This window comes from Roseateles sp. P1_C6, assembly GCF_056406315.1.
In genome coordinates this window covers 479,634-494,872 of the sequence record NZ_JBFUAK010000004.1, presented here as the reverse complement: position 1 = coordinate 494,872, position 15,239 = coordinate 479,634, and the positions used below count along the sequence as shown (strand labels likewise).

The 15,239-nt window shown below is 68.9% G+C and carries 13 protein-coding genes; 1 reads left to right on the top strand and 12 read right to left on the bottom strand.

Features of this window, described 5'->3' with window-relative positions; all coding sequences use genetic code 11:
* Positions 1 to 2 precede the first annotated feature (2 nt).
* From AC1D29_RS11025 to AC1D29_RS10990, 8 genes are read right to left on the bottom strand one after another with little or no spacing between them, the layout of a single operon-like run.
* Positions 3 to 1,235, bottom strand: a complete 1,233-nt coding sequence (locus AC1D29_RS11025) for a phenylacetate--CoA ligase family protein (protein ID WP_477897137.1) — start codon at positions 1,233 to 1,235, stop codon at positions 3 to 5.
* On the bottom strand, positions 1,232 to 1,531 hold the full coding sequence (locus AC1D29_RS11020) for a hypothetical protein (protein WP_477897135.1): 300 nt from the start codon (positions 1,529 to 1,531) through the stop codon (positions 1,232 to 1,234). Before AC1D29_RS11020 ends, AC1D29_RS11025 begins: the two co-directional genes overlap by 4 nt.
* On the bottom strand, positions 1,528 to 2,337 hold the full coding sequence (locus tag AC1D29_RS11015; protein WP_477897133.1) for an ABC transporter ATP-binding protein: 810 nt from the start codon (positions 2,335 to 2,337) through the stop codon (positions 1,528 to 1,530). The genes AC1D29_RS11020 and AC1D29_RS11015 overlap by 4 nt, the downstream gene beginning before the upstream one ends.
* Before the next feature lie 2 nt (positions 2,338 to 2,339).
* Positions 2,340 to 3,653 (bottom strand): ABC transporter substrate-binding protein, encoded by a 1,314-nt coding sequence (locus AC1D29_RS11010; protein ID WP_477897131.1) that lies wholly within the window; start codon positions 3,651 to 3,653, stop codon positions 2,340 to 2,342.
* A gap of 42 nt (positions 3,654 to 3,695) precedes the next feature.
* Complete coding sequence (locus AC1D29_RS11005; RefSeq protein ID WP_477897129.1) at positions 3,696 to 4,760, bottom strand: branched-chain amino acid ABC transporter permease; 1,065 nt, start codon at positions 4,758 to 4,760, stop codon at positions 3,696 to 3,698.
* Positions 4,761 to 4,763: 3 nt separating this feature from the next.
* Complete coding sequence (locus tag AC1D29_RS11000) at positions 4,764 to 5,693, bottom strand: branched-chain amino acid ABC transporter permease (RefSeq protein ID WP_477897127.1); 930 nt, start codon at positions 5,691 to 5,693, stop codon at positions 4,764 to 4,766.
* Positions 5,693 to 6,472 (bottom strand): ABC transporter ATP-binding protein, encoded by a 780-nt coding sequence (locus AC1D29_RS10995; RefSeq protein WP_477897125.1) that lies wholly within the window; start codon positions 6,470 to 6,472, stop codon positions 5,693 to 5,695. The genes AC1D29_RS11000 and AC1D29_RS10995 overlap by 1 nt, the downstream gene beginning before the upstream one ends.
* Positions 6,469 to 8,418 (bottom strand): AMP-dependent synthetase/ligase, encoded by a 1,950-nt coding sequence (locus AC1D29_RS10990; RefSeq protein ID WP_477897123.1) that lies wholly within the window; start codon positions 8,416 to 8,418, stop codon positions 6,469 to 6,471. Before AC1D29_RS10990 ends, AC1D29_RS10995 begins: the two co-directional genes overlap by 4 nt.
* 126 nt (positions 8,419 to 8,544) lie before the next feature.
* Here AC1D29_RS10990 and AC1D29_RS10985 point away from each other — a divergent pair, with 126 nt between their 5' ends.
* Positions 8,545 to 9,264, top strand: a complete 720-nt coding sequence (locus AC1D29_RS10985) for a Crp/Fnr family transcriptional regulator (RefSeq protein WP_477897121.1) — start codon at positions 8,545 to 8,547, stop codon at positions 9,262 to 9,264.
* A 4-nt stretch (positions 9,265 to 9,268) separates the two neighbouring features.
* On the opposite strand, the gene AC1D29_RS10980 is transcribed toward AC1D29_RS10985, so the two are convergent.
* The 4 genes from AC1D29_RS10980 to AC1D29_RS10965 form a co-directional block, all read right to left on the bottom strand.
* Positions 9,269 to 9,829 (bottom strand): GNAT family N-acetyltransferase, encoded by a 561-nt coding sequence (locus AC1D29_RS10980; RefSeq protein WP_477897119.1) that lies wholly within the window; start codon positions 9,827 to 9,829, stop codon positions 9,269 to 9,271.
* A gap of 230 nt (positions 9,830 to 10,059) precedes the next feature.
* Entirely contained in the window at positions 10,060 to 11,220 is a 1,161-nt protein-coding gene (locus AC1D29_RS10975) for a CoA transferase (RefSeq protein WP_477897117.1), read from the bottom strand.
* A 79-nt stretch (positions 11,221 to 11,299) separates the two neighbouring features.
* Positions 11,300 to 13,129 carry a glycoside hydrolase family 127 protein gene (locus AC1D29_RS10970; RefSeq protein ID WP_477897115.1) on the bottom strand — a complete coding sequence of 610 codons (1,830 nt, stop codon included), beginning with the start codon at positions 13,127 to 13,129 and terminating at the stop codon, positions 11,300 to 11,302.
* The gene (locus AC1D29_RS10965; protein ID WP_477897113.1) at positions 13,119 to 15,236 is read right to left on the bottom strand and encodes an SUMF1/EgtB/PvdO family nonheme iron enzyme; all 2,118 of its coding nucleotides are present in this window, start codon (positions 15,234 to 15,236) and stop codon (positions 13,119 to 13,121) included. The genes AC1D29_RS10970 and AC1D29_RS10965 overlap by 11 nt, the downstream gene beginning before the upstream one ends.
* Positions 15,237 to 15,239: the final 3 nt, after the last annotated feature.

The window sequence follows — 15,239 nt, the reverse complement described above, 5'->3', positions numbered from 1 at the left end:
AGTTAACGACGGTCCTCGATGAGTTTGCCGTCGTTGGGCAGGCTGCCTGGCGGCAACAGTTCTACCTCGATGCGGAGTTTGGTCAGGTCGCGCGCGGTCTGCATCAGGCTTTCCACGAAGGCTTGCTGCAAGGTCTGCGTAATTTCGACCTGCAGCACGACCTGGTCCTGGGCCAGTTCACCGCTGACCACCAGCCGGGCGCGCAGCAGTTCGGGGTGACGCTTGACGATGTCGGCCACCTGGCCGGCGTGCACGAACATGCCGCGCACCTTGGCGGACTGGTCGGCCCGGCCCAGCCAGCCGCGCAGGCGCTGGTTGGTGCGGCCGCAAGGACTGGCGCCGGGCATGACGGCGGAGAGGTCACCGGTGGCGAAGCGGATCAGCGGGTAGCTGGGGCTCAGCGTCGTCACGACAACCTCGCCGACCTCGCCGTCCGGCAGTGGCTCGCCCGAGCCGGGGCGCACGATCTCGACGATGACGCCCTCGTCGACGACCAGCCCCTCGCGCGCCGCCGTCTGGTAGGCGATGAGGCCCAGGTCGGCCGTCGCATAGCACTGGTAGGCGTCGACACCACGTTCGGCAAACCACGCGACGAGCGCGGGCGGACAGGCCTCGCCACTGACAAGGGCGCGCTGCAGATAGGGCAGCACATGACTGCCCTCGGCCGCTTTCTCCAGCAGGATGCGCAGCAGGCTGGGCGTGCCGGCATAGGCCTCGGGCTGCAAGTCCACCAGCGCCTGCAACTGCAGCTCGGTGTTGCCGACGCCGCCGGGGAAGCTGGCCGCACCGATGGCACGCAGGCCCGCTTCCATCATGGCGCCTGCAGGCGTCAGGTGATAGCTGAAGCCCACATGCGCCAGTTGCCCGGCGCGGATGCCGGCCGCATGCAGCGCGCGCGCGATGCGCCACGGGTCGGCGCCATCGGCATCGGGCTCGGGCTCGTACAGCGCTCCGGGCGATTGGAAGATGCGCCGCGGCATGCCGGCCGCGAAGCCACCCAGGCGCAGCGAGCGCCGCGCGGCCTGGGCCGCGGCGAGGCTGCTCTTGCGGGTCAGCGGCAGCTGCGCGAGCGCGGCACGCGACGTGATCGCCTGGGCCTCGACGCCGGCCAGCAGCTCGGTGTAGGCGGGGCTGCTGGACTGCGCGTGCGCAACCTGCGCCGGCAGCGCGGCCATCAACACGGCCTCGCGCTCGGCCGGGTCGCGACTCTCCAGCGCGTCGTAGAAGTCGCTCACTCGTCATCCTTCCAGCGCGTGAGCCGGCGCTTGATCTCATCCTGCAGCTTGCGCAGCTCGGTGGCCGACGTCAGCGTGACCGTGTCCCACTCGGGCGTGCGCGCGGGCCGCTTGGCCAGCTGGACCTTGAGCGTGTCGCCGTCCACGGCCAGCTTGAGCACGACATCCGCGCCCAGCATCCAGCCCTCGCCGCGCTCGGCCAGCACGCGCTGGTCGCGGGCGAAGCGCTTCATCGTCAGCAGCGCCGAGTCCGCACTGAACGGCGGCGGCGCGATCTCCCAGGCGTCATCACTCATGCGAGCCACCTCTTGCGACGTTTGTAGGACTTCACGTCCTTGAAGCTGCGCCGCCCTTCCCCGCCGACGCCGAGGTAGAACTCCTTGACGTCCTCGTTCTCGCGCAGCGCACTGGCAGCGCCGTCCATGACGACGCGGCCGTTCTCCAGGATGTAGCCGTAGTCGGCATAGCGCAGCGCCATGTTGGTGTTCTGCTCGGCGAGCAGGAAGGTCACACCCTCGCGCTGGTTCAGGTCGCGCACGATCTCGAACACCTCCTCGACGATCTGCGGCGCCAGTCCCATGGACGGCTCATCCAGCAACACCATCTTCGGGTTGGCCATCAGCGCACGGCCGATGGCGCACATCTGCTGCTCGCCGCCCGAGGTGTACGCGGCCTGGCTCGTGCGACGCGTCTTCAGGCGCGGGAAGTAGGTGTAGACCTTCTCCAGCGTGGCCGCCACCGCAGCGCGCCCGTCCTTGCGCGTGTACGCGCCGGTCATCAGGTTCTCTTCGATGGTCAGGTGGGCGAAGCAGTGCCGGCCCTCCATGACCTGCACGACGCCGCGCTGCACCATGGCGGAGGTCGACAGCTTCTCGATGCGCTCGCCGCGCAGCTCGATGCTGCCCTTGGTGACCTCGCCGCGTTCGCCTTCCAGCAGGTTGGACACCGCCCGCAGCGTCGTCGTCTTGCCGGCGCCATTGCCGCCGAGCAGCGCGACGACCTTGCCCTCGGGCACTTGCAGCGAGACGCCCTTGAGCACCAGGATCACGTGGTTGTAGATGACTTCGATGCCGTTCACATCGAGCAGCGGCGCTTGGCTCATCGTCAGCTCTGGCAGTCCTGCGGCGTGCGGCGGGTGATCTTCTTTTCACCCGCGTACTTGTCCGCTGCCGCCTTGACCATGGGCTTGATGATCTGCCCATCCGCCTCGTACCAGTCGCTGCTGAAGCTCCACTTGGCGCCATCCCAGGTGTGGATGCGCGCCCAGGTCGAGCCCTGGTGGTCCGTGCAGCTGGTGCTGATCGGGCGGATGACGCCGGTCAGGCCCAGTGCCGCGAGCTTCTTGTCGTCCAGCGCCAGGTTCTCCAGGCCCCAGCGCACCTGCTCGCCGGTCATGACCTTACCCTTGCCGAAGCGCTCCTGCGCGCGCCGCACGGCCTCCACGCCCAGCGCCTGGATGACCAGGCCGCGTGTGTAAAGCACCGAGCCGACCTCGTCCTTGGGGCCTGTGCCTTGGCCCTTCTCGTGCACCAGCTTCAGGATGTCCTGGATGACCTTGGGCGACTGGCCCGACGTGTTCAGGTTCAGCGCGTTGTAGCCCTTGGCGCCCTCGCCCACGTCCTTCACGTCCGGCTCGGCGCCCGACCACCAGACCCCGTACATCTTGTCGCGCGGATAGCCGGTGGCCTGGGCCTCCTTCAGCGCGGTGGAGTTCATGACGCCCCAGCCCCACAGCAGCGTGTAGTCGGGCCTGGCCTGGCGCACCTGCAGCCAGGCGCTCTTCTGCTCCACGCCCGGCGCGGTGACGGGGATCTTCACCAGCTCGAAGCCGTGCATCTTGCTGCGCTCTTCCAGCAGCGGGATGGGCTCCTTGCCGAACGGGCTGTCGTGGTAGACCAGCGCAATCTTCTTGCCCTTGAGCTTGTCCAGGCCGCCTTCCTTCTTGCCGATGTGCTGGATGAGGATGTCGGCCGCCGTCCAGTAACTGCCCATCAGCGGGAAGTTCCAGGCGAACACGCCGCCATCGGCCGACGCCGACAGGCCGTAGCCCAGCGTGATCAGCGGGATCTTGTCGGCCGGCACCTTGTCGGTCAGCGCAAAGGTGATGCCGGTGGCCTGCGGGTCGAACAGCGTCGCGTTCTTGCCCTTCAGCCGCTCGTAGCACTCCACGCCCTTGTCGGTCGCGTAGCCGGTCTCGCATTCCTCGAACGTGAGCTTGACGCCGTTGACGCCCCCGTCGCGCGCGTTGATGAGCTTGATGTAGTCCTGCTTGCCATTGGCCCAGGGCGTGCCGTTGGGCGAGTAGGGGCCCGTGCGGTAGACCAGCAACGGGAAGAACTGCTCCTTGGCCTGGGCTTGGGCAGCGGGTGCTGCGAGTTGCAATGCGGCGAGGGCCGCGCAAGCGATGACGGTCTTCATGGGCGTTGTCTCCTGTCGTTGTGGGTATTCAATGCGTAAGGGTCAATGCGGGAAGGGCCAGAGTCTGAGCTTTTCCTTGGCCGTCGCCCAGAGCCGCGCCAGGCCGTGCGGTTCCTTGATGAGGAAGAACACGATCAGCGCGCCGAAGATCATCAGCGCGAGATGAGAGGCGGTGGCGGTGTCGATGGGCAGGCCGGTCCAATAGGGCAGCTTGTCCAGGATCAGCGGCAGCACGACGATGAAGGCGGCGCCGAAGAAGGCGCCCGAGATCGAGCCCAGGCCGCCGATGATGACCATGAAGAGCAGGTCGAACGAGCGGTTGATGCCGAACGCCGCCGGCTCCCAGGAGCCCAAGTGCACGAAGCCCCACAGCGCACCGGCCACGCCGATGATGAAGCTGCTGACGGCGAACGCGCTGAGCTTGGCCTGCATGGGCCGGATGCCGATGACGGCGGCCGCCACGTCCATGTCGCGCATGGCCATCCACGAGCGGCCGATATGGCCGCGCACCAGGTTCTTGGTGGCCAGCGCGAAGACGACGACGAAGACCAGGCACAGCAGGTAGCGCGACGCCGGCGACTCGACGCCGAAGCCGAAGAGGCTCAGGCCGGCGACGCTGACGGAGCCGGATGAAGAACCGTTGGTGACCCAGGGCAAGCGCAGGCAGGCCCAGTCGACAAAGAACTGCGCGGCCAGCGTCGCCACCGCGAGGTAGAGCCCCTTGATACGCAGCGACGGCAGCCCGAAGGCCACGCCCAGCACGGTGGCACCCAGGCCGCCAGCCAGCAGCGACACGATCAGCGGCATGCCTTCAAAACGCGCCTGGCAGTTGTAGGCCACATAGGCCCCCACGGCCATGAAGGCGCCCGAGCCCAGCGATATCTGGCCGCAGTAGCCCACCAGCACGTTCAGACCCAGTGCGGCGAGGCTGAGGATCAGGAAGGGGATGAAGATGGCACGCAGCAGGTACTCGCTGGACACCATCGGGATGACGAGGAAGGCGACCGCCAGCAGCACGGCAAAGGCAATGCGGTCCTGCCGGATGGGCAGGATCTGGCTGTCCGCCGGGTAGGTCGTCTTGAACTGGCCGTTCTCTCTGTACAGCATGGTTCAGACCCGATCGATGATCTTCTCGCCGAACAAGCCCTGCGGCCTGACCAGCAACACAACGAGCACGAGCACGTAGCCGAACCAGTACTCGATGCCGCCGCCAAGCGCCGGCCCCAGATAGGCCTCCGACAGCTTCTCGCCCACGCCGATCAACAGCCCGCCGACGATGGCGCCGGGCACGCTGGTCAGCCCGCCCAGGATCACCACCGGCAGCGCCTTCAGCGCGACCAGCGACAGCGAGAACTGCACGCCCAGCTTGCTGCCCCAGATCATCCCGGCCACCAGCGCGACGAAGCCGGCCACGCTCCAGACGATGACCCAGATGCGCGACAGCGGGATGCCGATGCTCTGCGCGGCCTGGTGGTCGTCGGCCACGGCGCGCAACGCGCGGCCCGTGGCGGTCTTCTGGAAGAACAACGACAAACCAGCGACCAGGGCCGCCGCGATCAGCGCTGCATAGAGGTCTTCCTTGCTGACGAGGATGCCGCCTTGGAACTGCTGCTCGAACAGGAACATCGGGTCCTTGGGCAGGCCGATGTCGATCTTGTAGATGTCGTTGCCGAACAGCGTCTGGCCCAGGCCCTCCAGCAGGTAGGCGATGCCCAGCGTGGCCATCAACAGCGTGATGCCCTCCTGGTTGACGAGCTTGGACAGCACCAGTCGCTCGACGACCCAGGCGACCACGACCATGACCAGCAACGCGCCGGCAAAGGCGAGCAGATTGACGACGATCTTGCCGTCCAGGCCCGTGTACTTCGGGATCCACTCGGCAAAGCGCGCCATCGCCAGCGCCGCGAACAGCACCATGGCGCCCTGCGCGAAATTGAAGACGCCGCTGGCTTTGAAGATCAGCACGAAGCCGAGGGCGATGAGGGAATAGAGCATCCCCGCCATCAGGCCGCCCAGCAGGGTTTCGAGGAAAGGTCCCATCAGTGTCCTGCCCCCAGGTAAGCGCGGATGACGTCTTCGTTGTTGCGCACGTCGTCCGGCGCGCCGTCGCCGATCTTCTTGCCGTAGTCCAGCACGACGACGCGGTCCGAGATGTCCATGACCACGCCCATGTCGTGCTCGATCAGAACGATGGTGGTGCCGAACTCGTCGTTGACGTCGAGGATGAAGCGGCACATGTCCTGCTTCTCTTCCACGTTCATGCCGGCCATGGGCTCGTCCAGCAGCAGCAGGCTGGGCTCCATGGCCAGCGCCCGACCCAGGTCCACACGTTTTTGCAGGCCGTAGGGCAGGCGGCCGACGGGTGTCTTGCGGTACGCCTGGATCTCCAGGAAATCGATGATGCGCTCCACGGCCTCGCGCTGCTCGTTCTCCTCGCGGCGCGCCGGGCCGACATGCAGCGCCTGCCAGAACAGGCCGCGCGTCATGCGCAGGTTGCGCCCGGTCATGATGTTGTCCAGCACGCTCATGCCCTTGAACAAGGCCAGGTTCTGGAAGGTGCGCGCCACGCCCATCTCGGCAACCTGGCGCGGGCTCATGCCGTGATAGGTCTTGCCGCGCAAGGTGATGGCGCCCTGCTGCGGCTGGTACACGCCGTTGATGCAGTTCAGCATGGAGCTCTTGCCCGCGCCGTTGGGGCCGATGATGGCGCGGATCTCGTGCTCGCGGACGTCGAAGCTGATGTCGGTCAGCGCCTTCACGCCGCCAAAGGCCAGCGAGATGTTCTTCACGTCGAGGACGACGTCGCCGATCTTCTTCATGCGGCCTCACCCTTGACGGCCGGGAAGGTCTTGGCCTCGACGATGCGCAGGTCCGCCGAGATCAGGGCCGTGCGGCCGTCCTCGAACTTCACCTGCGTCTCGATGTACTGCGAGGCCTTGCCGCCGTACAGCGCATCGATCAGCACGCCGTACTTGTCCTGCACGGCGCCGCGCCTGACCTTGCGCGTGCGCGTCAGCTCGCCGTCGTCGGCGTCCAGCTCCTTGTGCAGCACGAGGAAGCGGCTGATCTGGCTGCCGGCCAGCAGCTCGTCCTGGGCCAGGTCGGCGTTGACCTTCTCGACGCATTCCAGCATCAGCTGGTAGACCTCGGGCCGCTGCGCCAGGTCGGTGTAGCCGGCGTAGGGCAGGTTGCGGCGCTCGGCCCAGTTGCCCACGGCCTCGAAGTCGATGTTGATGAAGGCACAGACCTTCTCGCGGCCGTCGCCGAAGCAGACCGCCTCTTTGATGTGCGGGAAGAACTTCAGCTTGTTCTCGACATACTTGGGCGCAAACATCGCGCCGTCGAAGGCGCCGCCGCGCAGCCGGCCCACGTCCTTGGCGCGGTCGATGATCTTCAGGTGGCCGCCAGGCGTCAGGAAGCCGGCGTCGCCGGTGCGGTACCAGCCGTCCGCGCCCAGCACTTCGGCGGTGGCCGCCTCGTTCTTGTAATAGCCCTTCAGCAGCCCCGGCGAGCGCACCAGCAGCTCGCCGCTGTCCGACAGCTTGATCTCCACGCCCTCGATGGGCACGCCCACCGTGTCGGCGCGCGCCTCGTGGTCGGGCTGCAGGCAGACGAACACGGCCGTCTCGGTCGAGCCGTAGAGCTGCTTCAGATTGATGCCGATGGCGCGGTAGAAGCTGAACAGGTCCGGGCCGATGGCCTCGCCCGCCGTGTAGGCCACACGCACGCGCGAGAAACCCAGCGTGTTGCGCAGCGGGCCGTAGATCAGCACGTCGCCCAGCGCATAGGCGAGGCGGTCCAGCGTGCCGACCGCCTGGCCATCCATCAGCCGCGTGCCGACGCGGCGGGCCAGCGTCATGCAGCGGTCGAACAGCCAGCGCTTGGGGGCGGAGGCATCCTCCATGCGGATCATCACCGTCGTCAGCAGGCCTTCGAAGACCCGCGGCGGCGCGAAGTAGTAGGTGGGGCCGATCTCCTTCAGGTCGATGCTGACCGTGGACGCCGACTCCGGGCAGTTGACGACATAGCCCACGGCCAGCCACTGCGAGTAGCTGAAGATGTTCTGGCCCACCCAGGCCGGCGGCAGATAGGCCAGCACCTCTTCCCGCTCGGTCAGCTTGTCGAAGCGCATGCCGGCCTGGGCGCGGTCGATCAGCGACGCATGGGTGTGGATGACGCCCTTGGGGTTGCCGGTCGTGCCAGACGTGAAGAACAGCGCCGCGACATCGCCGGGCTGGCCCGCCGCGACCTCGGCGGCGAAGAGGTCCGTGCGCCCGGCCGCATGCGCGCGCCCCTGCGCGGCCAGCTCGTCCAGCGACGCCAGCCCGGGCTCGTCGTAGTTGCGCAGGCCGCGCGGGTCGTCGAACCAGATGCACTTCAGCTGCGGGCACTGCTCGCGCAGCTCCAGCAGCTTGTCGACCTGCTCCTGGTCCTCGACGATGGCGAACGCGATCTCGGCGTTGTTCAGCGGGAAGACGAACTCCGCGGCGACGGCATCCTGGTACAGCGGCACCGGCACGGCGCCCAGCGCCTGCGCGGCCAGCATGCTGGCGTACAGCCGCGGGCGGTTCTCGCCGACGACGACCAGGTGCTCGCCGCGGCGCAGCCCGGCGGCCGCCAGGCCCAGGGCCAGCTCCTGCACCAGGGCAGCGAGTTGCGCCCAGGTCAGCGTCTGCCACACGCCGTAGGCCTTCTCGCGCAACGCGGGCGCGTCGGGCCGGCGGGCGGCATGGTCGAGCAAGAGCCGAGGGAAGGTCGCGGTCAAGCCTGTCTCCGTTGCAGGGGCTGGAGCCCCCGTCTGTGTGCCGCATTCTGGTCAGTACTTTGACGCCAATCTGTCGGTGCGACGACAATTTACGGGTCTTCACGGGCGAGACTTTCCCGCATCCCCATGGCCGACCAGCCCCCATCCCTGCGCCAGCGCGCCCGCAAGCCCACGCCGGCCGAGCTGGACGCCATCCCCTGGCTGAAGCTGCTGGACGGCGCGCAGCGCTCGCGCGCCATCGTCACGCTGGAGGTGGCCGACGCCGAGCCCGGCGAGCGCCTGTGCCGCATCGGCCGGCCGGCCAACTTCTGGTTCGGCGTCGTCGACGGCCTGTTGAAGATGAACAACGACGACTCGTTGGGCCAGGCCGTCACCTTCACCGGCGTGCCGCCCGGCGGCTGGTTCGGCGAGGGCACGCTGCTCAAGCGCGAGACCTACCGCTACAACATCCAGGCGCTGCGGCCCAGCGTCGTCGCGGGCCTGCCCATCGACAGCTTCCATGCGCTGCTGGACGGCAGCATCGCCTTCAACCGCTTCGTGCTGGACCAGCTGAACGAACGGTTAGGCCAGTTCATCGCCGCGCGCGAGACCGACCGCATCCACGACCCGGACGTGCGTGTGGCGCGCAACCTGGCCGCCCTCTTCCACCCGCTGCTGTACCCGGGCGTGGGCAACTGGCTGCGCATCACGCAGCAGGAGCTGGGTTATCTGGTGGGCTTGTCGCGCCAGCGGGTGAACCAGGCGCTGCACCGCCTGAGCGATACGGGGCTGATCCGCATCGAGTACGGCGGCCTGCGGGTGTTGGACCTCGCCGGCCTGCGGCGCTTTCCTGACCCGGCCAGCTGAAGGATCAGGCCGCGAAGGCGATGGCTTCGGGCTCGCCACGGGGCAGCGTGGCCCAGCGGTTGGCGGTCAGCTCGTACAGCAGTGCCGCGGCGCTGCCGGGGCCGTCGGCCAGCGTGCCCTTCAGGCGCAGGCCCAGGCCTTCCAGCGTCTTGCGCGTCGGCGCGTTGTTGGGCAGCACGGCGGCGACGACGGAGCCCTCGTGGCGCTGCTCGAAGGCCTGCGCCATGCCGTACAGCGCCATCTCGGACGCCAGGCCACGGCCCCAGGCCTGCGGCGTGATGCGGTAGTACAGGTACAGGCCGGCGTGGCCGGCCACGCTGCGGTGCATCAGGCCACCAAAGCCGATCAGCTGATCCGGCTTCTCGCGCTCGGCAATCGCCCAGTGGCCGAAGCCGCGGGTCTGCCAGTGCGTGATCCAGGCCTGCAACTGGGCCTCGGTCGCGGCGCGGCCATGCGGCGTCGCGGCGGCACAGAAGCGCGTCACGGCCGGGTCGGCATACAGCGCCATCAACGTGTCCAGATCACCTTCCCTGGGCGGACGAAGCACCAGGCGGCGGGTGACCATGGCTGCCGGCACGGGGGCAACAGGCTCGCAGGACTCACTCAGGACCATGGAATGACGCAGACTCGGTAAAAACCCTAGGAGGGTAGCCGCGAGTCGGCCGCGGCGGAAGTCCGCAACGGCGGGTGTTGTCGCATTACTGTCACAAAAGCGTGAAATGCGCCCGTAAAGAACGGTTGCTGGGGCGCCGCTGAAGCGGCTGGGCGCACCGGCGCGACCCGCGCCCGGTCGGTTCAAGGCTCGCGCTTCAGCTGCGCATCGTGCTGGCCCAGCGTGGGCGCGGCAAAGGGCTCGGGGCCGGGGGTGCGACCGAAGACGATGGGCCGGGTCACGCCGCGATAGCTGCCGACACTGGCGTGCTGGAAGTCGCCGACGATGCCTTCGGCCAGCACCTGGGGGTGCTCGAACATGTCCTCGACCTGGCGCGCCGCGGCGCAGGGCACTTCGTCGCCGAACAAGGCCTCCCACTCCAGCGCCGTGCGGGCGGCAAGCGCCGCGTGCAGGCGCGCCTGCAGTTCGCCGGCATTGGCGGCGCGCTTCTTGACGCTGTCAAAGCGCTCATCGGTCGCCAGGTCGACCAGGCCGGTGATGCGGCACAGCGCCGCCCAGAAATGCGGCGTGTTGGCGGAGATGTAGATGTGGCCCTCGCGCGCGGGATGAATGCCGGTAACGCCGCCGGAGCGCATGTCGCGGCCGATGTCCAGCGGCTCGCCGCCGGCCCAGACCAGGCGGGCGGACTGCATCGTCAACGCGCTGCGCAGCAGCGACACGCCGACGTGCTGGCCGCGGCCGCTGCGTTCGCGCTCGAACAGCGCCGACGCGACGCCGGCCGCCACCAGCGCCGCGGCGTAGTAGTCGACGACGGAGCCGTACAGGATCTCCGGCGGCCCGCCGCGCTTGCCCTGCAGGGCACACATGCCGGTCAGCGTCTGCAGCACTTGGTCGTAGCCGGCCTTGTCGCGCAGCGGGCCGGCCTCGCCGTAGCCGGTCACGGCGCAGTAGATGAGGCGCGGGTTCAGCAACTCCAGCTGTTCATGGGCGATGCCCAGGCGCTTGGGCACGCCGGGGCGGAAGTTGTGCACCAGCACGTCGGCCTCGCGCAGCAGGCGCAGCAACGCGGCCAGGTCTTCGGGCCGCTTCAGGTCCAGCACGACGCCGCGCTTGCTGCGGTTCACGCCGATGAAGGCGCGGCTCTCCGCGGCCAGCGTCGACGGGTAGTTGCGCAGGTTGTCGCCGACCGGCGGCTCGACCTTGATGACGTCGGCCCCCTGGTCGGCCAGCAGCGTGCAGCCGTAAGGGCCGGCGATGTAGGCGCTGAGGTCCACGACACGGATGCCGCTCAGCGGGCCGGAGGGGCCTGCGCGGGTGGAGGGAGGAAAGGCAGCGGCGTTCACGGTGTCGGGCTTGGCGGTCGGATGCACAGTCTGCGGACAAAGCCTGCCGCGACCAAGGGCTCGGGCGTTCGCTCAGGCATCACGATTTCTTGGTTGTCGGCGGTGCCAGCGACAGCCACGTCAGGCGCCAGGCGCCGTCCTCGCGGCCACCTGCCAAGAAGTAGGGCTGGAAATCCAGCGCCGCGCGATAGCCCAGCGCCAGCCGCAGCGTCGGCACGCGGGCGCCGGCCACTTCGCTGACGCATTGAGTGAGCGGTGCCTCGGGCAGCCGGACGGTCTCGTCCGTCTTGAAGCCGTCGATCAGCTCGGTGGCGTACACCAGCGGCCCGCGCGTCAATGCGGCGTAGCCGAGATCCAGCACGGTCTGCTGCACCGCGCTGCCGTCGGGCGCGCGTGACTCCTGCACGTTGCGGCTGCGCCGTTCATGCAGCGCCACGGTCATCGGCAGTTGCAGGTCGACGACATCGCCGGGCTGCCATTCGCGGTCCAGGCGCAGGTAGTCGCCTGGCGCGGCGACAACGCGGTCGCCACCGATCACGGCGCACGCGCCGTGCGCCCAGCTCGGGCAGCGCAGCCGCAGCGTGAAGCGCACCGGCGCGGCCACATCCAGCGTCAGCGTCACGTCGCCTTCGTAGGGGTAGGCGGTGGCGATGCGCAGGCCCACGACGCCGGCACTGCCGAGATCGACGCGGGCCGTCAGCGGCCCGTGCAGATGCACCGTCAGCGCCGCCTCCCCGCCGCTGACGGCCAGCGTGGGCAGTTCCTCCAGCGCCATCGCGCCACTGCTCTTGCAGCAGCGCCAATAGGTGGTGTGCACGCGCCGGCCATTGGGAAAGCTGTAGTAGCACCAGTCCTCGCCGTTGGGCGCGACGGCGCCGAGCAGGTCGTTGTAGGCCGTGCGCTCGATCTCCTCGGCGTAGCGTGCGTCGCCGCTGAGCAGCAGCAGCTCCCGGTTCAGCTGCAGCCAGGCCAGCGTGGAGCAGGTCTCGACATAGGCCTGCGGCGAGAAGCTGCCGGGTGCGTTGAAGACTTCGCGCGAGCGGTGGGCCACGCCGCCCCAGGGGCCGCCGCCCAGGCTGAGGTGCTGCTCGCGCACGCTGCGCCAGAGCGCGTGCACGGCGTCGAGCAGCTCGGGCCGGCCCGTGGCGCGGTGCAGCTTGGCCAGGCCGACCAGGTTCCACAGCAGCTGATAGGCCTTGCCGGTGGCGATGTCGGCGGCATCGGCGCCGGCCAGCGCCCGGCTGAGCAAGGCCAGCGGGGCGTGCCGGTCGGCCTGTTCGAGGATGCGCTCGGCCAGCGCCAGATAGCGCGACTCACCGGTCGCGAAGTACAGCTCGCAGGCCGGGTCCATCAGCACGGTGGCCGACATGCCGTGGTGGTTGCCGAGCTCGGTGATGTCGATGTCGGCAAGCGTGCGCGCGCACAGGTCGCCGATGCGGCAGGCCGCCTGCAGCCAGCTCCCCCCACTGGACTGGCCGAACTGGCGGTGCGCTTCGAGCAGGCCGAGGATCAGGTAGCTGTGCGTCCAGATGTCCCACGTCCGAACGCTGGGGGCACCGTCCCAGCTCTGCGGCTTGGGTGGCTGCCTGACCATGAAGCGGCGCGGCCGCGCATAGGTGCCGAGGTAGCCATCGGCCTCCTGCTGGGCGCAGAGGAAGTCGGCGACGGCGCGCACGTTCGCTTCCAGCGCGGCATCGCCGCTGCGCGCCGCGGCGCGCGAAGCGGCGACCAGCCATTTGCCGGCATGCTCGCCATACCAGTCGCCTTCCAGGTTCTTGTCCGCCACGGCGCGCAGAAAGAGCGCGATGGCCGGGCTGTCCGGCCCCGAGATGAAGCGGTGCAGCCGGCCACGGCGGCTGGCTTCGACGGCCTCGCCGAGCAGGCCGCCGAGCTGGACCTCAGCGCGCATCGACGACACAGCGGAAGCCCAGCATGCCGGAGCGGTCCTTGCACGGCGCCATCAACAGGTATTTGCCGTGCTGGTCGAGCCGGTAGGCCTGCGGGAAGTACCAGTGCGAGGTCTGCGGCTGGTAGGCGCTGCCGCCGCGCAGCACGGCGGCGCGGGTGTGGTCGTCCGCATACTCGTCCGTCCACTGCCAGACGTTGCCGATCAGGTCCAGCACGCCGAAGGGGCTGGCGCCGCGCGGGTGGGCGTCGACGTCGGCCGGCGGCGTCAGCGTGCGGCCGGTGTTGGGGGGCGGCACGGCGCTCGCATCCCAGGCCTCGCCCCAGGGGTAGGCACGGCCGTCACCGCCTTGAGCGGCGTACTGCCATTCCCACTCATGCGGCAGGCGCTTGCCGGCCCAGGCCGCGTAGGCGCGCGCGTCCTCGAGGCCGACCCAGGTCACCGGCTTGTTGGCCCAACCGGGCAGCGGCGCGCCGTCAACCCAGTGGCGCAGGAAGTTGTGCGCGTCCGTCGGGCGATAGCCCGCCGCTTGCACGAAGGCGTGGAACTGCGCGTTCGTGACCGGCGTGCGGTCCATGAAGAAGCGCGGCATGGCCATGCGCCGGCGGTGCTGGCGGCGCGGCACATCCTCCCAGGGGTATTGCACGTCCAGGCCGGCCCACGTCTGGCCCTCGACCTCAACGCCACCCACCGCAAAGTCGAAGTCGCCGGCCGGGATCTCGACCATGCCCTCGGGCGCGCCGGCACTGCGCGGCGTCGGCTCGATGGCCACCAGTCGCTGAGCCAGCGGCCGCCAGGTCTTGTCCAGCGATTGCAGCGGCGCGCGCGCAAGCTCGGCCATGCGGGCGAGCAGCGGCTCGTCGAGCGGCTCCCCGTCCGCCACAGCCAGCAGCGCGCCAAAGCCGCGCGCCTCCAGCGCCACCGAGAAGATCGCCTGGCTGCCGACGATGCGGGGTTGCACCGCCACGCCGTGCCAGGCATCGAAGTAGCGCATGCCGGCCTGGTGCTCGACGACCAGCTGCTCGCCGTCGACCGCGTACTCGTTGCGGTTCACCAGGGTCCACAGCCGGCGCCCGCCGAGCGGGAACGCGCTGGCAAACACGCCGGCCTGCAGCGTCGGCGCATAGGGGCGCCAGTCGGGGCTGACCAGCAGCGGCGCCAGGCCGCGGTACAGCGTGGCGATGCGCTTGAGCGTCGCGGCGTCGCGGTCGGTCAGGCCGTTCCAGATGCCCCAGACGTTCTCCCACGCGTTGTAGCCCACACCGTTGAAGAAGCAGTACTGGAAGTCGTTGTTGCGGTCGCGGCTCCAGCGGTTCTCCAGGTTGATCATGTGGCGCGGTTCCAGCCACTTGAACTTGGCGACAACGGGCACGACATCCTGCGGCACCTTCTTGCCCCAGCTCTGCACGTTCCAGATCAGTTGCTCCTCGCAGGAGATGGTCGACTCCGGCTGCAGCACGACATAACGGCCGCGCCGCTCGCAGGCGTCGAAAAAGGCCCGCGGCACGCCGTTGTAGGTGTCGCCGTTGATGCCGTCGGCGCCGACGGCGTCAACGATGCGGGCAATGGCTTCCCAGTCGCTCTCGTCGTGCTCGCGCGTGCCGTGGTCCCAGGGCTTGGTGGGCAGGAAAACGCGCACGCCGCGGCGGTGGAAGGCGTCGACCGCGCGCTTCAGGCCGGCCAGGCCTCCGGGCAGGTCGTGGGCAAGGTCGGTCTGGTTGCGGTCGTCGATGCCGATGTTGGGGTAGACGTACCAGATCAGCACGCTGTCCAGGCCGCCGTAGCGCTGCACCAGGTCGTCCAGGTAGCGATCCACCGTGTACTCGCCTGTGGCCGCGTCGAAGAAGAAGCGGTCCTCGACCATCATCTGCGCGTGCACGAAATTGCGCTGCGCCCATTGCAGCTCGGGGCGGCGGTAGTTGGCGTCGTCGTAGCCGATGCGCACGAGGTGTTCGCGCCGCCAGTCGCGCAGCTCGCGCAGCCAGTCGTCGGCCGTGCCGTTGACGTCCATCTTCCAATGACCGATCTCGGCGAAGGGCCAGCCCGGCGCCTTGCCCGGCGTGGGCAGGTAGCGCTGCGTCGTGACGTGGGAAAACTTGTACTCGGCCATGGC